The 17,907-nt window shown below is 71.4% G+C and carries 18 protein-coding genes and 1 pseudogene; 2 read left to right on the forward strand and 17 right to left on the reverse strand.

Annotated features, from left to right (window positions below; translation table 11 throughout):
* Positions 1 to 26 precede the first annotated feature (26 nt).
* The 15 genes and pseudogenes from panD to dacB form a co-directional block, all read right to left on the reverse strand.
* Positions 27 to 488: an aspartate 1-decarboxylase gene (gene panD / locus ACNI14_RS02225; protein WP_420518302.1), complete on the reverse strand. Its 462-nt coding sequence runs from the start codon at positions 486 to 488 to the stop codon at positions 27 to 29.
* Complete coding sequence (gene panC, locus ACNI14_RS02230) at positions 485 to 1,348, reverse strand: pantoate--beta-alanine ligase (RefSeq protein WP_420518303.1); 864 nt, start codon at positions 1,346 to 1,348, stop codon at positions 485 to 487. The genes panD and panC overlap by 4 nt, the downstream gene beginning before the upstream one ends.
* A complete protein-coding gene (locus ACNI14_RS02235) occupies positions 1,345 to 2,229 on the reverse strand; it encodes a Rossmann-like and DUF2520 domain-containing protein (RefSeq protein ID WP_420518304.1) in 885 nt (294 codons plus the stop codon). Before ACNI14_RS02235 ends, panC begins: the two co-directional genes overlap by 4 nt.
* Positions 2,222 to 3,838, reverse strand: coding sequence for a PH domain-containing protein (locus ACNI14_RS02240; protein ID WP_420518305.1), 1,617 nt, complete (start codon positions 3,836 to 3,838; stop codon positions 2,222 to 2,224). Before ACNI14_RS02240 ends, ACNI14_RS02235 begins: the two co-directional genes overlap by 8 nt.
* On the reverse strand, positions 3,835 to 4,314 hold the full coding sequence (locus tag ACNI14_RS02245) for a PH domain-containing protein (RefSeq protein ID WP_420518306.1): 480 nt from the start codon (positions 4,312 to 4,314) through the stop codon (positions 3,835 to 3,837). The genes ACNI14_RS02240 and ACNI14_RS02245 overlap by 4 nt, the downstream gene beginning before the upstream one ends.
* 76 nt (positions 4,315 to 4,390) lie before the next feature.
* On the reverse strand, positions 4,391 to 4,858 hold the full coding sequence (locus tag ACNI14_RS02250) for a DUF3180 domain-containing protein (protein WP_420518307.1): 468 nt from the start codon (positions 4,856 to 4,858) through the stop codon (positions 4,391 to 4,393).
* 9 nt (positions 4,859 to 4,867) lie between these two features.
* Complete coding sequence (gene folK, locus ACNI14_RS02255; protein WP_420518308.1) at positions 4,868 to 6,127, reverse strand: 2-amino-4-hydroxy-6-hydroxymethyldihydropteridine diphosphokinase; 1,260 nt, start codon at positions 6,125 to 6,127, stop codon at positions 4,868 to 4,870.
* Between the two features lie 4 nt (positions 6,128 to 6,131).
* Positions 6,132 to 6,968 carry a dihydropteroate synthase gene (folP, locus tag ACNI14_RS02260; protein WP_420518309.1) on the reverse strand — a complete coding sequence of 279 codons (837 nt, stop codon included), beginning with the start codon at positions 6,966 to 6,968 and terminating at the stop codon, positions 6,132 to 6,134.
* A gap of 6 nt (positions 6,969 to 6,974) precedes the next feature.
* Positions 6,975 to 7,673: a GTP cyclohydrolase I FolE gene (gene folE / locus ACNI14_RS02265; protein ID WP_420518310.1), complete on the reverse strand. Its 699-nt coding sequence runs from the start codon at positions 7,671 to 7,673 to the stop codon at positions 6,975 to 6,977.
* A gap of 10 nt (positions 7,674 to 7,683) precedes the next feature.
* Positions 7,684 to 9,729, reverse strand: a complete 2,046-nt coding sequence (gene ftsH, locus ACNI14_RS02270) for an ATP-dependent zinc metalloprotease FtsH (RefSeq protein WP_420518311.1) — start codon at positions 9,727 to 9,729, stop codon at positions 7,684 to 7,686.
* A 192-nt stretch (positions 9,730 to 9,921) separates the two neighbouring features.
* A complete protein-coding gene (locus tag ACNI14_RS02275; RefSeq protein ID WP_420518429.1) occupies positions 9,922 to 10,407 on the reverse strand; it encodes an endonuclease domain-containing protein in 486 nt (161 codons plus the stop codon).
* A gap of 225 nt (positions 10,408 to 10,632) precedes the next feature.
* A pseudogene (locus tag ACNI14_RS02280) lies at positions 10,633 to 10,767 on the reverse strand (type IV toxin-antitoxin system AbiEi family antitoxin domain-containing protein); the annotation flags it as partial.
* A 221-nt stretch (positions 10,768 to 10,988) separates the two neighbouring features.
* Positions 10,989 to 11,525 (reverse strand): hypoxanthine phosphoribosyltransferase, encoded by a 537-nt coding sequence (hpt, locus tag ACNI14_RS02285; protein WP_420518430.1) that lies wholly within the window; start codon positions 11,523 to 11,525, stop codon positions 10,989 to 10,991.
* 59 nt (positions 11,526 to 11,584) lie between these two features.
* Complete coding sequence (gene tilS, locus ACNI14_RS02290) at positions 11,585 to 12,613, reverse strand: tRNA lysidine(34) synthetase TilS (RefSeq protein WP_420518312.1); 1,029 nt, start codon at positions 12,611 to 12,613, stop codon at positions 11,585 to 11,587.
* Between the two features lie 63 nt (positions 12,614 to 12,676).
* Positions 12,677 to 14,095 (reverse strand): D-alanyl-D-alanine carboxypeptidase/D-alanyl-D-alanine endopeptidase, encoded by a 1,419-nt coding sequence (gene dacB / locus ACNI14_RS02295; protein ID WP_420518313.1) that lies wholly within the window; start codon positions 14,093 to 14,095, stop codon positions 12,677 to 12,679.
* Positions 14,096 to 14,159: 64 nt separating this feature from the next.
* On the opposite strand from dacB, the gene ACNI14_RS02300 reads away from it, so the two are divergent.
* Both ACNI14_RS02300 and ACNI14_RS02305 read left to right on the forward strand, forming a co-directional pair.
* Positions 14,160 to 14,684, forward strand: a complete 525-nt coding sequence (locus ACNI14_RS02300) for an inorganic diphosphatase (protein WP_420518314.1) — start codon at positions 14,160 to 14,162, stop codon at positions 14,682 to 14,684.
* 53 nt (positions 14,685 to 14,737) lie between these two features.
* The gene (locus ACNI14_RS02305; protein WP_420518315.1) at positions 14,738 to 15,394 is read left to right on the forward strand and encodes a hypothetical protein; all 657 of its coding nucleotides are present in this window, start codon (positions 14,738 to 14,740) and stop codon (positions 15,392 to 15,394) included.
* Between the two features lie 31 nt (positions 15,395 to 15,425).
* Here the strand turns inward: ACNI14_RS02305 and ACNI14_RS02310 are convergent, their stop codons facing one another.
* Entirely contained in the window at positions 15,426 to 16,010 is a 585-nt protein-coding gene (locus tag ACNI14_RS02310; protein WP_420518316.1) for a hypothetical protein, read from the reverse strand.
* 318 nt (positions 16,011 to 16,328) lie between these two features.
* Entirely contained in the window at positions 16,329 to 17,792 is a 1,464-nt protein-coding gene (locus ACNI14_RS02315) for a C40 family peptidase (protein ID WP_420518317.1), read from the reverse strand.
* Positions 17,793 to 17,907: the final 115 nt, after the last annotated feature.

The following is a 17,907-nucleotide window of genomic DNA, read 5'->3' on the forward strand; positions in this document are numbered from 1 at the left end:
GTGGAGCGGGGCGGGAGCGGGGCGGCTCAGGACCGGAAGGCGTCCCAGCCCTTCTCGTGGAACTCGTGCACCGGGACGCCCGAGCGCTCGAGGCCGTAGCCGTCGGGCACCGAGCCGGGATCGTCGCACTCCTGCAGGATCCCGTTGTCGCCGTCCACGAACACCACGTGCGGCTCGAACGTGCGCGCCTCGGCGTCCGCGAGCGACCCGTACGCGATGACGATGATGGTGTCGCCGGGGTTCACCAGGTGGGCGGCGGCCCCGTTGATGCAGATCTGCCCCGTGTCGGGGGCACCGGGGATCGCATAGGTGGTCAGCCGCGCGCCGTTGGTCACGTCCACGACGTCCACCTGCTGCCCGGGGAGCAGGTCCGCGCTCTCCATCAGCGTGGCGTCGATGGTGATCGAGCCCACGTAGTGCAGGTCGGCCTGCGTCACGGTGGCGCGATGAATCTTCGAGATCATCATGGTGCGCTGCAGCGAAGTCATGGGCGTCCTTCCAGGTCGATGAGGACGGTCTTGTTGTCGATGAGTCGTGTTCCGCCCACCGTGGCGGCGACCGCGACCACCGCCTCGCCGCGATGATCGGCGGGCACCTCGTGAGCGGTGCGCGGGTCCAGCGCGGCGAAGTAGTCCACCGCCACACCGGCCGATGCGCGGGTTGCGTCGGTCAGCACGTCCATCCCGGTGCGGACAACGTCCGGGGCCGGGTCGCCATTCCGGGCGGCCGCCTCCGCGGCCGCGAGGGCTCGGGACAGGGCCAGCGCTGCCTCGCGATCCTGAGAGCTCAGGTGCACGTTGCGCGAGCTGAGCGCCAGTCCGTCGGCGTCGCGGATGGTCGGAACGGCCTCGATCCGGACGGGCACGGCCAGGTCGCGCACCATGGCGCGCACCGCGATCACCTGCTGAGCGTCCTTGGCGCCGAACAGCGCGACGTCGGGCGCGGTCAGGTGCAGGAGCTTGAGGACCACGGTGAGCACGCCGTCGAAGTGACCGGGCCGGCGGGCGCCCTCGAACACGTCGCCGATCCTCCCGGCGCTGACCGTCACGACGGGGTCGCCGCCCGGGTACATCTCCTCGACAGACGGGGCGAAGACGGCGTCCACCCCCTCGGCCTCGAGCAGCGCGCAGTCCGCCTCGAGGGTGCGGGGGTAGCGCTCCAGGTCGGACGGGTCGTTGAACTGCAGCGGGTTCACGAAGATGGTCACGATGACCTGTTCCGCGATCTCGTTGGCGCGGCGCACTAGCGCGAGGTGTCCCTCGTGCAGCGCACCCATGGTCATGACGACGGCGCGCGTGCCCTCGCGCGGGCGCTCGGGCAGCTCGGCGGCGGTCGAGGCGAGCCTCACGTGTCCACCCCCAGGGTCGCGATGATGTCGGCATACGCCGCGGGGCCGATGCGCCCTCCGGACAGTGCGAGATCCGCGGTCGCGCGCGCCATGGCCCGGTAGGCGTGAAGCATCTCCACCTGACCCGCGAGCGCGGCCAGATGGGCGGCGACGGTGCCGGCGTCGCCACGCACCACCGGTCCGGTGAGCGACGCGACCGCGCCGGGGGCATCGGCCAGCGCGCCCTCGACGGAGGCGTGCACGAGCGGGCCGAGCACGCGCCCGGGCTCCTCGACGCCGATGCGCGCGAGCTGCGCGCCGGCCTGCGTCACGGCCGTCACCACGTGGTTCGCTCCGTGCACGAGGGCCGCGTGATACGCGGGCCTGGCCGAGTCCTCGATCACCAGCGGCTCGCCGCCCATCTCGACCACCAGCGCCTGGGCGATGGGCAGCACCGGTGCGGGGGCGGACACCGCGAACACGGCGTCCGTCAGGCGGTCCAGGTCCAGGGAGGTGCCGGTGAAGGTCATCGCCGGGTGGATCGCGAGCGGCAGCGCACCGGCGGCGGTCGCATCGGCCAGCGCCTCGGTGCCGTAGCGGCCCGAGGTGTGCACCACGATCTGCCCGGCGCGCCACGCGCCCAGCGATGCCAGGCCGGCGGTCACGGCGTGGATCGAATCGTCCGGCACGGTCAGCAGCACCAGGTCGGCCTGCCGGACCAGCGCGTCGGGTTCGACCACGGGCACGCCCGGCAGCAGCGCGTCGATGCGGTCGCGGGACTCCTCGGACACTCCCGTGGCGCCCACGACCTCGTGGCCCGCGCGCCGCAGCGCCGCGCCCAGCACCGCGCCCACGCGGCCGGCCCCGAGCACTCCCACGGCCAGGCGGCCGGGCCTACTCACTGATCCCCACCGCCGACATCCACTGCTCGGGTGTCTGGCGGCGCCGGCCCTCGGCCGCGCGCTTGGACTGCGACTCGAGCAGCGCGATCCCGTCCTCCACGTCCAGGTGCTCCGCGACGGGCTTCACCGGACCGTTGGTCGAGTGGACCACGAACGAGGCGAGGCCACGCCGCTTCTCCCACGGGCCCTGCCGGAGCTGCAGCGACTGGGTGCGCTCGTGCGGCACGACGAACATCTCTCGCGACAGCCGTCCGCGGCGGATCATCAGCGCGCGGTCGGTGGCGCGCACGCCGCGCTGTCGCCACTGGATCGGGTCGAACAGCCGCGCGCGCGTCGAGGAGGCCGTGAACCCGTGCTCGTCGCCGGTTCCGGACAGCGCGGTCGACACGGTGCCGGCGGGGTCGGGGTCGCCCAGGTCCGGCAGCACCAGCCACAGCGCGGTGAGCGCGTCCTGCCGACTGCCCACGGGCAGCAGGGTCGACACGTTCTCCTGTTCGTCCTGGTAGCCCGCCACGTTGATGGTGACGCGCCACCAGTCCTTGCGCCGCCACAGCAGCGTCTGCTGGAACCGGACCGCCTGGACCCGGCCGGGCGGCACGGTCTGACGGCGGGTCTCGAGGGCGCCGTGGCGCAGCCGGATCCCGTCGGGAGACAGCGCCGCCTTGAAGCCGAATCCGGAGTTGAGCCGCGACCAGAAGAATCCCAGCAGTCCGAAGACCGCTGGCAGGACGGTGAACAGCCCGGCGCCGATGGTCATGGCGACCACGTCGTCCAGGTCCAGCGGAAGTAGCAGCACTGCGAGCCCGACGATGATCGGCAGCGACACCAGGAAGATGAACGGCCCGGTCAGCACGATCGACAGCGCGAGCCTGGACAGCGGCACCGCGTAGATCTCGCGCTCGGGAGCCGCCTGCGTCTCGACATCCCCCGCGGGCATGCCCGCGATGTCGCGAAGTGACGCCTTGTCCGCGTCGGCCGCCCCAGCATCGGCCGCAGTGCCGGAACCCGCGACGGCGTCCACCGTCGCCTCCTGCCCCGCGGCCTTGGCGCGCTTGACGCCGGCCGCGAGCGCGAGCAGCTCGTTGCGCATCGCCTCCGCGTCGCCCAGCCTCAGGTATTCGAGGACGATCCCGGAGTTCTCGCCGCCCGCGACCTCGATGCGGAGCTCCGCGAAGCCGAAGAATCGCGCGAGCAGCGGCTGCACCACGTCCACGGCCTGCAGGCGGTCGAGCCGCGCCTGGCGCTGCTGGCGGAACAGGATCCCCTTGCGCTGCTGCACGGCCTCGTCGCCGAGCCGGTACATGTTGACGCGCCACTGGAGGTAGCCCGCGCCGAGCGTCAGGGCCAAGATCACGACGGCGCCGAGGGCGAACCAGCCCAGCGAGCTCGTGAGGGTCTCCGCGAGCTCGACCATGCCCTCGTCGGGACCGGCCCAGTTGGGCGCGTAGTTGTAGAGCATGATCGAGCCGACCACACCCAGCACGGCCCAGCCGCCGAGCAGCGGCGAGATGGGGTGGACCCGCTTCCACTCGCGCGGGGCGCGGTAGACGATGCGCGGAGCGGTCTGCTCGGGGGCCCCGTCGCCGGTGGGTTCGCTCTCGCCGGTCACAGCCCCGCCAGCTGCGCTTCGCCGCGCGAGGAGAGCCGGTCGCGCAGTCGCGCGGCCTCCGCCTCGGGCACGCCCGCGATGTTGGCGTCGGTGCCAGGGGAGGCGGTGTGGAGCTGCACGCGCGCGATGCCGAAGGCGCGGGCGAGCGGCCCGGACTCGACCTCGACGTACTGCATGCGGCCGTACGGCACCACGGTCACAGAGCGGAACAGCCGCCCGCGCTTGACCACCAGGTCGTCCTCGCGCTCGGCCCACGCGTGCGCGGTCACCTGACGGACGATCACCCAGGCGCTCCACAGCATCGCGATCAGCACCGCGCCCGCGCCGATCCACACCCACGCGCTGGTGAGCGCGCCGAGCACGATCAGGCCGATCAGCGGCAGCCCCAGCACGGCGCCCATGGTGATGAGGCGTGCGGGGATCAACTTGCGGGACACGTACTGCCAGGAGGTGTCGTCGGGCTCGAACCAGGTCATGGCTCCAGTCTGCCAGCCGTGGCGGACGCGACGCGCGCCGGAGGGCGTGCCGGGGGCCTTGCCGGGCGGGGGCAGGTCAGGCTGCGGAGGGTTCGCCGCGGTCCTCATCGTCGCCGCCGTGACGGCACCAGTGCTCCGCCACCGCCCCGGACGTGAGCAGCGCCGCGCCCGCGAGGGCGCCCAGCAGCGCGGAGACGATCACGTCGCGCCGGGGCGCATGCGACCACTGGTCGGCGAGTCCGAGCGCGTAGCCGAGGAACGCCCCCACCAGGATCGCGCCTCCGTACGCGCACGCCTGCGCGAGCACCGCGGTGCGGGCCGCGGCCATCCCATCCAGGTCCGGCTTGTCGCCCTTGAGGTAGCGGCGCACCTGCCAGCCCCTCCACAGCGCGAACGCGCCGGCGGCCACGCACACCACGAACACGGTCCAGGGCACGGTCTCGGGGGTCGCGCCGCCGCGCTCCATCACGTCCGTCACCAGCCACGCGAGGGCCACGGCGCACAGCCCCACGAACGTGAGGCGCTGCCACGTCAGATACGACAAGGCTGGCGGCTACTGCGAACCGGAGGGACCGGCGCCGGGCTCCCAGCGGGGCTGTTCCGGCTGGCCGTACTGTTCCGGCTGGGCCTGGTGCTCGGGCTGGCCGTACTGGTCCTGCTGGCCGTGCTGCTCGTGCTGGCCGTGCTGCTCCTGCTGGCCCGACTCCTCGTACGAGCCGACGGGATCGGACCAGTCGGACTGCTGCTCGGGGGCGAACTCCGCGGACTGCACGGGCGGAACCGACCCGAGCGCATCGGGCGCGGGCACGTGAGGCCACTCGGGCGCGACCATGGTCAGTCCCTCGGTGCTCAGCTGGCGGGCCATGTCCATGACGCGGCCATGCGGCTCGAGCACCGCATCGGGCTCCATGTAGGACCACGGCACCAGCACGAACGCCCGCTGATGCGCGCGCGGGTGCGGGAGCGTGAGGTCCTCGCTCTCGCCGGTCACGCCGTCGTAGCTGATGATGTCGAGGTCGAGGGTGCGCGACGCACGCGGCACGGAGCGGTCGCGGCCGTGCAGCATCTCGACGCCGTGGCACGCCGCGAGCAGCTCGCGCGGGGACAGCATGGTCTCGATGCGCGCGACGGCGTTCAAGTAGTCGGGCTGGTCCACGCCGCCCTCGGGAGCGGTCCTGAACAGCGGCGACGCGGCGCGCATCTCGATGCCGGTGATGCGGTGCAGCGCCGCGAGAGTGTCCCGGAACACGGGCTCGACGTCGCCGAGGTTGCCGCCCAGCGCGATGACCGCGCCCACGGGCTGCGGGGGCCGCTCGTCCATCCGGTCGCGCGCCGGCCCGCTCTCCGGGTCCAGCGGGTCGTCCGAGAATCCCGCCGACGAGCCGATGCGCTTGTCCGCGGACAGCGACCCGTCGCGCCGGTCGCGGCGGATGGTGATGGTGACGTCCTTGAACTCGACGTGCAGCGGCGCCTGCGGCTTGTGCACCGTCACGTCCACGCAGCCGATCCCCTGGATCTCGAGCAGCTCGCGCGCGATGTGCTCGGCGACGGCCTCGATGAGCTGGAACGGGGACCCGGCGAGGATCTCTGCGGTGCGGTCCGCGATGTCCGAGTAGTTGATGGTGCGCGACACGTCGTCGCTCGACGCGGCCGCTCGGGTGTTGACGTGCGCGACCACGTCCGCGAAGAACAGCTGCCCGTCCTCGCGCTCGTTCGCGTACACGCCGTGAAAGCCCTGGACGCGGATGCCGCGCACGGCGATCTGGTCGAACTCGATACCGTCCTTGACGTATGGCCTCGCTGCTGCGCTCATAGCCTCATCGTTGCCTCTCGCGGGCGTTCTGCCAAGCGGACACGACCTGAACCGCGTCGCGAGCGGCCCTGGCATCGTGCACGCGCACCGCCCACACGCCCTGCTGGGCGCACATGGTCGTGATCGCGGTGGTCGCGTGGTCGCGGGCCGATGCGGGGGCCGGGTCTCCCTGCTCCTCACCTGCGCGAGCAATGGCCGCGCCCAGGAACCGCTTGCGCGAGGCGCCCACCAGCAGCCGGTGGCCGGCCCCGAGCTGCTCGAAGACGTCCAGGTGCGCGAGCAGGTCCCAGTTGCTGTCCCCCACCTTGGCGAAGCCCAGCCCGGGGTCCAGGATGATCCGCGCGGGCGCAATCCCGGCCGCGACCAGCGCGCCCACGCGGGCCGCGAGCTCGTCACGCACCTCGCGCACCACGTCGTCGTAGTGGGCCCACTCGTTCATCTCGGTGCTGTGCGCGCGCCAGTGCATCGCGACGTAGTCGCACTCGAGCTCGGCGACGATCCGCGCCATGTCGGGGTCCGCGAGGCCGCCCGAGACGTCGTTGACGATCCGCGCGCCCGCATCGACCGCGGCCCGCGCCGTGCGCGCCCGCATGGTGTCGACGGACACGGTGACGCCCTCGCCCGCGAGCGCCTCGATGACGGGCAGCACGCGGGTGACCTCCTCGCCGGGCTCGACGCGCTCGGCGCCGGGACGCGTGGACTCACCGCCCACGTCCACGATGTCCGCACCCTCCTGGGCGAGCGAGAGGCCCTTGGCGATGGCCGCATCGGCCGTATCCCATTCACCGCCGTCGCTGAAGCTGTCCGGGGTGACGTTGAGGATCCCCATCACGAGGGTCACGGCGCGCTACTTTCCGACGATGAGGCTCATGGCCTCGGCGCGGGTGGCGCCGTCGCGCATCACGCCGCGGACCGCGCTGGTCACGGTGCGGGAACCGGGCTTGCGGATGCCGCGCATGGACATGCACAGGTGCTCGGCCTCGACCACCACGATGACGCCACGCGCGCCCAGGTGCTCGACGAGGGCGTCCGCCACCTGCGTGGTGAGCCGCTCCTGGACCTGCGGGCGGCGCGCGTACATCTCAACCAAGCGAGCCAACTTGCTCAGTCCCGTGATGCGGCCGTCCTCACCAGGGATGTAGGCCACGTGGGCCACGCCGTGGAACGGCACCAGGTGGTGCTCGCACATCGAGTACAGCTCGATGTCCTTGACCAGGATCATCTCCTCGTGGCCCAGCTCGAAGACCGCGCTCAGCACGTCTTCGGGGGTCTGCGACAGTCCGGCGAAGAACTCCTCGTACGCGCGCGCCACACGGCCCGGGGTGTCCCGCAGCCCGTCGCGGTCCGGGTCCTCCCCGATCGCGATCAGCAGCTCTCGCACCGCGGCCTCGGCGCGCGGCTGGTCGATCGCGCCTGCCGCCGATGCCCGGGCCGGCTCCTCGTCCACGCGCGGGGCCTCCGCCGCCCGCAAGGCGGGCGGGACGGACTGCCCGGCCCGCGCATCGGCCGCTTGGCTGGTGCGCTTCTTGTCGCTGTCCTCGCTCATGCGCGTCTCGCTACTGGTTGTCGCCGGAGACCGGGTTGTCGGGGGTGGCGTCGGCGGGGACGTCTGTGGGCGCGTCCGACTCGGTGGGGAGCGAATCCTTGGGCTCCTCCTTGGGCGGCGGCGGCGCGGTGACCGGCTTCTTGCGGGGCGCGGTCTTGGGCGCCCAGTCGCCGCTCACCCAGTGCTTGCGCCGCGCGACCGGCTTGACCTTGGTGAAGATCTCCGCGAGCTCGGTCTCGTTAAGGGTCTCCTTCTCGAGGAGCTCGGCCGCGAGCGCGTCCAGCACGCCGCGGTTGGCCTGCAGCGCCTTGGTGGCCTCCTCCATCGCCCGGTCCATGAGGCCGCGGACCTCGGCGTCGACCTTGGCCGCGAGGTTCTCGGAGTAGTCGCGCCCGTGGCCCATGTCGCGGCCCATGAAGACCTCTCCGGAGCTGCCGGCCAGCCGCACGGAGCCCACGTCCTGCGACATGCCGTACTCGGTGACCATCTGCTTGGCGATCTCGGTCGCCTGCTGGATGTCGTTGGACGCGCCGGTGGACGGGTCGCCGAACACGAGCTCCTCCGCGACGCGTCCGCCCATCGCGTAGGCGAGGTTGTCGAGCAGCTGGTTGCGGGTCTTCGAGTAGCGGTCCTCCTGCGGCATCACCATCGTGTAGCCGAGCGCGCGGCCCCGGGGCAGGATCGTCACCTTGGTGACCGGGTCCGTGTGGTTCATGGCCGCCGCCACCAGGGCGTGACCGCCCTCGTGGTACGCGGTCACGGCCTTGTCGTGGTCGTTCATGATGCGCGTGCGCTTCTGGGGTCCGGCGATCACGCGGTCCACGGCCTCGTCGAGCTCGGAGGGGCCGATGAGCTTGAGGTCCCTTCGTGCGGTGAGCAGGGCGGCCTCGTTGAGGACGTTCGCGAGGTCCGCGCCCGTGAAGCCGGGGGTGCGGCGGGCCATGAGCGTCAGGTCGACCTCGGGAGAGATGGGCTTGCCCTTGGCGTGCACCTCGAGCACCTTCTGGCGGCCCTTGAGGTCGGGAGCGTCGACGCCCACCTGGCGGTCGAACCGGCCCGGGCGCAGCAGTGCGGGGTCGAGGATGTCGGGGCGGTTGGTCGCCGCGATCATGATGACGTTGGTGGTGGCGTCGAAGCCGTCCATCTCGACCAGCATCTGGTTGAGGGTCTGCTCGCGCTCGTCGTGGCCGCCGCCCATGCCGGCGCCGCGGTGGCGACCCACCGCATCGATCTCGTCGACGAAGATGATCGCCGGGGCGTTCTTCTTGGCCTGCTCGAAAAGGTCGCGCACACGGCTGGCGCCCACTCCCACGAACATCTCGACGAAGTCGGATCCGGAGATGTGGAAGAACGGCACGCCGGCCTCGCCCGCGACGGCGCGGGCGATCAGCGTCTTTCCGGTTCCCGGGGGGCCGTACAGCAGCACGCCCTTGGGGATCTTGGCGCCCACGGCCTGGAACTTCTCCGGGTTCTCGAGGAACTCCTCGATCTCGCGGAGCTCGTCCACGGCCTCCTCGACGCCCGCGACGTCGTCGAACTTGACGGTCGGGGTGTCCGGGGTGACCAGCGAGGCCTTGGACTTGCCGAACTGCATGAGCCGGCCTCCGCCGCCCTGCATGCTCGACATCAGGAACCAGAACAGCGCGACCAGCAGCAGGATCGGCAGGAACGTGAAGGCCAGGGTCGACCAGATGCTGGACTGCGGCACCTCGGAGTCGTAGCCGCCCTCCGGGTCCGCGGCCTTGACCTCGTCGACGATCTCCTCGCCCTGCGGCGCGGTCCAGAAGAACTCGATCTGCGCCGGGTAGTCGGCCCACTCCTCGGGGGCGTCCTCCGGGATCTCCTCGGCCCAGTTCTCGACGAGCGTGAGCTGCACGCGCTGGTCGCCGTCGATGATCTTCGCCTGCTCGACCAGCTCGGCATCCAGGATCTGGAGGCCGGTGGACGTGTCGACGCGCTGGACTTGGGGCGCGAACAACCCCGACACCAGCCAGCCGATCACGACGGCGAGGAGGATGAGGGGGATGATGCGGCGCAGGGTGAGTGCCTTTTTCATGGTGGTGTAGAGCCTACGGCAGTGAGATGGGCCGACTTCAAGGTTTCGCTGAAGGCGAGCCCGGCCCCCTCCCCCTTTCCCAGCGACGCGTTCCTCACACGGATGTGAAGCGCGGGGCGCGTGGGGTGGTTGTGAGCACCTCACCCGTCTCATCAGACACACACGTCCCAGGTGTGTGAGCAACGCTGCGCATCACCTGCGCAACGGACTCGCATCGAGCGCCCGGCGCACGTCGCTCACCACTCGGTCCGGACGGTACACAGTGTCGGCGTAGGGGAATCGGAGCACGTCGAGCCCTCGAGCGATTAGCTCCCGGTCCCGCGCGCGGTCCCTTGCGAACGCACGGGGATCGGAGTGATAGTCACGCCCGTCACACTCGACCACCACCCGCCCCTCCACGAGCAGATCCACCCGGCCGACTCCCGGGAACACGGCCTGGCTCACCACGTCGAGACCTGCGGCGCGCAACGCGACACGCGCACAGGTCTCGGACACCGAGTCGGACCGCGGATCAACGGCAGCGAGCAGCCACGCACGACGGGGACCAGGTGTCACAGTGAACGCGGCGATGTTCTTCCGCGTGCATGTGCCGATGCGAAGCGCGTGGTCGAGCATCACCAACTGCGCCATGGCATCGACGCAGTGCACCGAGATGTCGATTGCTCGGGCCGTTGACACGAGCTCCCGCCCCTCCGTAAAGCTGCGCGACCGATGCAGGCGCACCGAGTCATGCGCGCGGGTGGGCCGGCGTCTGCGCCCGAGCTCCGAAGGGAGTTCCAGGTGTACCGCGGAAGGCCGTTCGAGCACACGGAGCCCATGTGCTTCCGCAGCGCTGACGCACGTAATCCGCCCTCCGAAGTAGCACGCCAACGCTCTCGCGTCGGAGACTTCAGCGAGGACGTAGACCCCTCGGTACGGGCGTTGAATGAGCCCCTCCCGACATGCTCGGTCGAGTGCGCGCTCGCTCACCCCACTTCTCAGCAGCGCGGCACGGTGGGCTGCACCGCCAGCGGCTCGCAGTGCTCGAATGGGGTCCATCGCCCGAGGATGTGCGGCGGCCTTCGACGATGGCTACTACGGCCCGCTCCGATGGGGGAAGCGAGAGACCCCGGGGGCGTTGGGGACGCGGCGGCGCGGGGCGTTGCTCACACGGTTGTGACGAGTGAGGCTGTCGAGGCTAGAGAGGCAGTCGCATGTCGCCCACGCGCACCACTCGTCACATGTGCGTGAGGAACGCTGCAGATGCGGCGTCGGTGAGGCTAGTCGCCGTAGACCTGCGGGTTCAGGATCGCCACGAACGGCAGGGTCCGGTACGACTCCGCGTAGTCCAGGCCGTAGCCCACCACGAACTCGTTGGGGATCTCGAAGCCCAGGTACTTGACGGCGACCTCGACCTGCTGGGCGTCGGGCTTGCGCAGCAGCGTCATGACCTCGACGGAGGCGGCGCCGCGCGAGCGCAGGTTCCCCAGCAGCCAGTGCAGCGTGATGCCGGAGTCGATGATGTCCTCGACGATCAGCACGTGCCGGCCGGTGAGGTCCGCGTCCAGGTCCTTGAGGATCCGCACCACGCCGGAGGACTTGGTGCCGGAGCCGTAGGACGACACCGCCATCCAGTCCATCTGCACGGAGGGCGGCATGCGGCGCGCGAGGTCGGCCATCACCATGACCGCGCCCTTCAGCACGCCGACCAGCAGCAGGTCCTTGCCCTCGTAATCCGAGCGGATCTGCGCCGACAGGGTGTCGAGCTTGCGGGAGATGTCGTTCTCGCTGACGATCACCTTGGTGAAATCGTCCATGTCGTACTGGGCTTCCACAGCTGCTCCTCGGCGTCTTCCGGAAACGAGGTCGTCCAGGCTCAGGGACGGGGACTCGGGCGGGTGATCACCAGCCTGCCATATTCGCGCCGCGCCTCGTAGCCTCCGGGGAGCGCGACGCCGCCCTGCCCTCGGAACCCGGTCACGAGCAGGTCGATCGCGACCACGTGGGCGGTGGTCAGCGGCCCGGCGCCGGCGTTCTCCGCGAGCATCTTGATCATGCGCGAGCGGATCGCGTCCGGCAGCGCCGCGAGCATGTCGCACTGCCATTCGCTCGCGTCACTGCGCCCGGCCGATGCGCCAGCAGCCTTCGTACCGGCCGCACCTCCGGCGCGCATCGCCGACCGCGCCTGCCGGTCGAGCTCGTCGGCATCGGCCTGCAGCAGCGCCGCCGACCGCGCGAGCCCGGACACCACGCCGGGTCCGAGCACGTCCACGAGCGCCGGCATCACCTTGGCCCGCACCGCCGAGCGCTTGGGCCCGTCCGAGACGTAGTTGGTGGGGTCGTGCCACGGCTCGAGGCCGAGCGCCTGGCACGCCGCCACCGTGTCCTTGCGACGCAGCGACAGCATGGGCCGGATGATGCGCCCCCGCCGCGCGGGAATCCCGGCCAGCGCCCGCGCCCCCGACCCGCGCGCGAGCGCCAACAGCACGGTCTCCGCCTGATCGTCCATGGTGTGGCCCGTGAGCAGCACGGGAGACAGCCCGCCCTCGGCGTCCATGCGGTTGTTGAGCGCGGCGTAGCGGGCATTGCGCGCGGCGGATTCCAGCCCGCCCTCTCGGCCCACGGTGACCTTCTCGACGAAGACGTGATGGATGCCGGCCTTGCGCACCTCGGCCGCGGCGCGCTCGGCGACGGCGGCGGAATCCTCCTGCAGGCCGTGGTCCACGATGATCGCGCCCGTGAGGTAGCCCTCCTTGCGGCCCACGAACGCGGCGCCGGCCGCGAGCGCCAGCGAATCGGGCCCCCCGGAGCACGCGACCCACACGCGCGAGCCCACCTCGGTCTCGTCGAGCGCGGCGCGCACGGCGGTGCGGATCGCGGCGACCGAGGGGTGCGGCCCGGTCATCTCACGCCCGTCCGGGCGGCCGATGCGCGGGCCGGCTGAGCGCGGAACTGACCTGGGGCGGGACTACTCACACCCGCATTGTGCCAAAGCGTTGACCATCTCATCGAACGCGTCGCGCGGCCCCTGCGGGTTGTACTCCATGCCGTCCGCGAGCATCGCGAAGGCCAGCAGCCGGCCGTCGGCGGTCTGCACGGTGCCTGCCAGGGCGGTCACCCCGGTGAGCGATCCGGTCTTGGCCCGCACCGACCCGGCGGCCGGGGTCTCGGCGTAGCGCGAGGCCACGGTCCCCTCGAGCCCGCCGACGGGCAGCCAGTCCAGCAGCTCGCTCGTGTTCGGAGAGTCGAGCCCGGCGGTGATCGCGGCCGTCAGCTGCTCGGCGGAGATGCGGTTGCGCTCGGAGAACCCGGCGCCGTCGCGAAGCACCAAGCCGTCCACAGGCACGCCGAGCTCGGAGAGGCCGGCGACTGTCGCATCGGCCGCACCGGCGGGCGTGGTGGGACGGCCGGTCTCGAGCGCGTGCACCCGCGCGACCACCTCGGCGATGGTGTTGTCGGAATCGCGCAGCAGCAGGTGCGCGATGTCGCTGAGCGGCGCGCTCGGCACGGCGGCGACGGCCGATGCGCCCGCCGGGCTGGCAGCGCGCTCGACGTCTCCGGCGACGGTCGCGCCCAGCGCGGTGACGGCGGCGACGAGCGCGTCACCGGCGGCGACGGAGGGGTCGTCGAAGCGTGAGGCGTAGGTCTCGGGGCTGGTGCGGCCCGCGTCGACGGCCAGCCCCGTGGCGGCCGCGACGTAGCCCTGGTCGAGCGCGTACTGCGGCCAGTCGGGGTTGATGGCAGGCCCCTCGAAGGCCGAGTCGTCGACCGCGACCGAGACCTCCTCGCCGTCGAGCGCATCGGGCGCCGCGAGCGCGATCGCATCGGCCAGGTCCGCGATCCCCGCGTACCCGTTCGCGTCGGCCCCGTCCCCGCCGTGCCCCTCGCCGGCTGCGAGCAGCATGTCGCCGCCCGCGACGAGGGTCAGCACGCGGTCCTCGGGCTCCCACGTGACGGTGGTGCTCATCCGGTGGTCGGGGCCCAGGTCCGCGACGGCGCTGACGGCGGTCAGCAGCTTGGTGGACGAGGCCGGCACCTGCGGGTCCGCCGCGTCGAGGTCCACCAGCACGTCGCCCGTCACCACGTCGATGACGGAGATGTTCGTGGAGGTGCCGGTGCGGGGGTCGTCGCGGACGTCCCGAGCGAGCGACTGGAGGTGTTCGGCCGACGGCACGGGGGCGTCGTCACCCACCATGCTGAGGGCCGATGCGGGGGCCGGGGCGGCGCTCACCGGCGCGTGGGTGAGGAACGGGGCGGGGGTGACCGGGACGGGCTCGGCGGTCAGAAGTCCGGGCACCACGTCGTAGGCATCGGCGACCGCGTAAAGGCCGGCTCCACCAATCACAAAGGCGGGGACAAGAATTCCCGCCAGCACCTTTCTGCGCACGCGTCACCTCCGGACTTAGGCCACACTAGTACGCAGCACCACACTCCCCGACGCGAGGTAGACCATGGAATTCAACGTGACGATCGAGATCCCCAAGGGGTCGCGAAACAAGTATGAGGTGGACCACGAGACGGGCCGCATCAAGCTCGATCGCATGTTGTTCACGTCGACCCGCTACCCGGACGACTACGGGTTCATCGACGGCACGCTGGGCCAGGACGGCGACCCCCTCGACGCGCTCGTGCTGCTCGAGGAGCCCACGTTCCCCGGCTGCATGATCCGCTGCCGCGCGCTCGGCATGTTCCGCATGAGCGACGAGGCCGGCGTGGACGACAAGGTGCTGTGCGTGCCCATGGGCGACCAGCGTCAGACGTGGCGTCAGGAGCTCGAGGACATCTCCGACTTCCACCGCCTTGAGGTGCAGCACTTCTTCGAGGTCTATAAGGACCTCGAGCCCGGCAAGTCGGTCGAGGGCGCGACCTGGGAGGGCCGCGCTGAGGCCGAGGCGGAGATCACGCGCTCCTTCGAGCGCGCCAAGGGAACGGCGTTCGCGCACCTCAACCCGTTGTTGCCGCCGCAGGGCCACTGACAATTCGGCGTGTGCAGTAACCTGGCGGCAAGGCCTTCTACCAGGGGAATCCAATGACGGATCTGCTTGAGACGACGTTCCAGCGCGAGACCGCGTTCGCGGGGGGCTTCGAGGACTACACGCGCCGGCTCGAGCGATTCGACTCCCGCCTCATCGAGATCGCCGCACGCGCGTGGATGCAGGACAAAGACGACGACCGCACCTTCCCGGACTACGTCGCCACTCTCGAGCGCTACGACGTCAACCTGGTCGACGCCGCCGCTCGGCTGTGGCCCCACGACGACACCAACAAGCGCACGTTCCCCGACTACGTCGACAGGCTCCGTCGCTACGACTTCACGCTCGTGGACATCGCCGCTCGCCTGTGGCCGCAGGACATGGCGAACCGCCGCCAGTTCCCGGACTACGTGGAAGCTCTCAAGCGCTACGAGTCGCAGCTCACGGACACCGCCGCGCGCCTGTGGATCCAGGACAAGGCCAACCGGCGCACGTTCCCCGAGTACGTGGACACGCTCGAGCGCTACGACTTCACCCTCGTGGACCTTGCGGCGCGCATGTGGCCGCAGGACACCGCCAACCGCCGCCACTTCCCCGACTATGTGGAGGCGCTCAGCAAGTCGCCGGTGCCGGCGATTCTCAGCGCGGCCGACGCCTGGGAGCAGGACGGCCGGCGCACGTCGCTGCCGGACTTCGTCGCGCAGCTGCGCTAGACGGCGGCAGTGTCGACCCCGTGGTGCGCGGTCAGAAGGACAGGCGCTCCACCGGAACCTTGAGGTCGCTCGACCAGCCGTCGTCCTGACCGCCCACGTGGCCCGAGGCGCGCAGCGACAGTCCGCTCACGTGCGGGGCGTCGGGGGCCATGCGCAGCCGGAACGTCGCCTCGGCCGTCGCGCCGGGGGCGATGGCCCCGCGGTGCACCAGCGTGACCGCCATCCGTTCGCCGATCCGCGAGACCGTGAAGCTCCACCCGTCCGCCTCGCCCAGCCAGCCGGCCGCGGCGTCGCTCTCGCACGCCGCGCACGCGCCGGGCACGTCGAACGCCACGTCGACGTCCGAGTGGGCCGCCCGCGCGCCCGCGTTCTCCACCACCACGCGCACCACCAGGCAGTCGGGCGAGCCCAGCACGCCGTGCTGAGCGAACGTGCGGCTGGCGCTCAGGCGGACCTGGCCGGCCTCGGGGTCTGCGGCGGGGTCTGCGGCGGGAGCGTCCGCGTCCAGGGGCTTGACCGTGCCGTCGCGCACCACGCGAAGCGCGCGGCGGCGCAGCAGGGCGCCTCCGGTGAGTCCCAGCTCAGCTTCGCGCTTGGATATGCGTGACTCGATCATGATGTCCTGCTTCTCGTGAGGTGACGGCGTTCGAGAATTGTGACGGGTCACGGCCCCGCGGATGACGCAATTTTCGCGAGGAGTGAGGGATCTCATGCCGTGCGCCTCGGGCGTGTCGCGCCCCGGCCCCGGCGTCGCCCACAGCCCGGGCGCGTTCCTCACACGGCTGTGACGGCAGTGACTCCAGTGACGGGCGTGCAGCCACACGAGCCTCATCAGTCCCACTCGCCCCACGCGCGTGAGCAACGCTTCAGCTCAGCGGCAATACGGCCGATGCGCGGGCTGGGTCAGTCCGCGCGCCCGGCGCAGCGCGAGAGGCTACGGGCGGCCGATGTAGGGCATCATGTCGCCCACGGCCCACGAGTACATGCCGCGCGACTGCGCCGGCGCACCGTGAGTCTGAGCCTCCATGATCATGCCGCCGCCCACGTACATGGCCACGTGGTAGATCGACGACGAGCTGCGGCCCGCGCCCCAGAAGATCAGGTCGCCCTTGCGCAGCTCCGAATACGGCAGCAACGTCATGCCGTGGTACTGCTGGCCCGACGAGCGCGGGATCGACACCCCGGCGGTGCGCCACGAGGCGGAGGTCAGGCCCGAGCAGTCGTACGCCGGCCCGGACTGGCCCCAGCCGTACGGCGCGCCCTTGAGGGTCAGCGAGTGCGCGGCGGCGGTGGCCCCCTGCGAGGCGCTGGAGCGCCATGAGTGCGACGGCTCCGGCTTTGGCTCGGGCTTGGGTTCCGGCTTGGGGTCGGGTGCCGGCGCCGAGGTCTCCTCGGGCGCGGGATCGGGGGCCGAGGTCTGCGTGGGGCGCGGGTTCGGCGCAGGGTCGGAGGTCTGCGACCCGCCCGAGTTGGACGACCCACCGGAGTTGGAAGAACCACCCGAGTTGGACGACCCACCAGAGTTGGAAGAACCACCGGAGCTCGACGATCCGCCGGAGTCGTTCGAGGCGGCCGCGGCCCGCTGAGCGCGCTCCTGCTCCTCCTGGAACTGCGCCTGCTGGCGGGCGACCCGCTGGGCGGCGAGGCCGTCCTGACGCTCCTGCTCGAGCTCGGCGGTGACGCCGCGCATCTCGGCCAGGCGCTCGGTGGCGGCGGCGCGCGCCACGGCGGCGTCGCTCACGGCCTGCTCGGCCGATGCTCGGGCGGCCTTGGCGGTATCGAGCGCCTCTTCAGCTTCCTCGGCGGCCTTCTCGGACTTCACGGCCGCTTCTTCGGCGTACTCGCGGGTGGTGGCGGCCACGATCTCCGCCGCCTGCACCTTCTGCACGGTCGAATCGGCGTTGGCCGATGCGCGGCTCAGGCCCTCGGTGCGCGTCACCACGTCGTCGAATCCGTCGGACTTCACGATCGCCTCGACGCTGCCCATCGAGCCGGCGTTGCGGTACGAGGCCATCGCGACCGCGGCGAGGCCGGTCTTGGCCTCCGCGAGCGCGGCGTCGGCCTCGTCGGCGCGGTTGTTGGCCGCGTACAGGTTGCGCTCGGCGGCCACGGCGGCGTCCTGAGCGATGTGATAGTCCTCGTCGGCCAGTCGCGCGGCGACGTCGGCCTGGTGGAGGGCGTCCTCGAGCTGCGCGATCGCGGCGTCGAGCTGCGCGACGCTGGTCGCGGCGTCGGCGGCGGCGGCCTGGGCAGCGGCGATCTCGTCCTCACCGGGGAAGTCGGCGGCCTGCGCCGGGGCAATGGGGAAGGTCACGAGGCCGGTGAACGCAAGGGCGCCCACGACTCCCATCACGGTCATCCGCTTGGGCGCGCGGCGCACAGCCTGCCATCGCGACATGTCGCCTACTTTCGAAGTCACAGTCCACAACCCTCAGTCACATGTGTCACATGAATCACATGAGACTCACCTGTCAAAGACTAGGCGGCGTTCCTACATCTGGCTACCCCGTGTG

Source organism: Demequina pilifera, assembly GCF_048814985.1.
Classification (GTDB): domain Bacteria; phylum Actinomycetota; class Actinomycetes; order Actinomycetales; family Demequinaceae; genus Demequina.

Bases quoted from the DNA above. Each gene is read 5' to 3' on its own strand.
- panD (WP_420518302.1), bottom strand. From the start codon at position 488: ATGACTTCGCTGCAGCGCACCATGATGATCTCGAAGATTCATCGCGCC.
- ACNI14_RS02245 (WP_420518306.1), bottom strand. From the start codon at position 4,314: ATGACCTGGTTCGAGCCCGACGACACCTCCTGGCAGTACGTGTCCCGC.
- folK (WP_420518308.1), bottom strand. From the start codon at position 6,127: ATGAGCGCAGCAGCGAGGCCATACGTCAAGGACGGTATCGAGTTCGAC.
- folE (WP_420518310.1), bottom strand. From the start codon at position 7,673: ATGAGCGAGGACAGCGACAAGAAGCGCACCAGCCAAGCGGCCGATGCG.
- ftsH (WP_420518311.1), bottom strand. From the start codon at position 9,729: ATGAAAAAGGCACTCACCCTGCGCCGCATCATCCCCCTCATCCTCCTC.
- hpt (WP_420518430.1), bottom strand. From the start codon at position 11,525: ATGGACGATTTCACCAAGGTGATCGTCAGCGAGAACGACATCTCCCGC.
- tilS (WP_420518312.1), bottom strand. From the start codon at position 12,613: ATGACCGGGCCGCACCCCTCGGTCGCCGCGATCCGCACCGCCGTGCGC.
- ACNI14_RS02300 (WP_420518314.1), top strand. From the start codon at position 14,160: ATGGAATTCAACGTGACGATCGAGATCCCCAAGGGGTCGCGAAACAAG.
- ACNI14_RS02305 (WP_420518315.1), top strand. From the start codon at position 14,738: ATGACGGATCTGCTTGAGACGACGTTCCAGCGCGAGACCGCGTTCGCG.
- ACNI14_RS02310 (WP_420518316.1), bottom strand. From the start codon at position 16,010: ATGATCGAGTCACGCATATCCAAGCGCGAAGCTGAGCTGGGACTCACC.
- ACNI14_RS02315 (WP_420518317.1), bottom strand. From the start codon at position 17,792: ATGTCGCGATGGCAGGCTGTGCGCCGCGCGCCCAAGCGGATGACCGTG.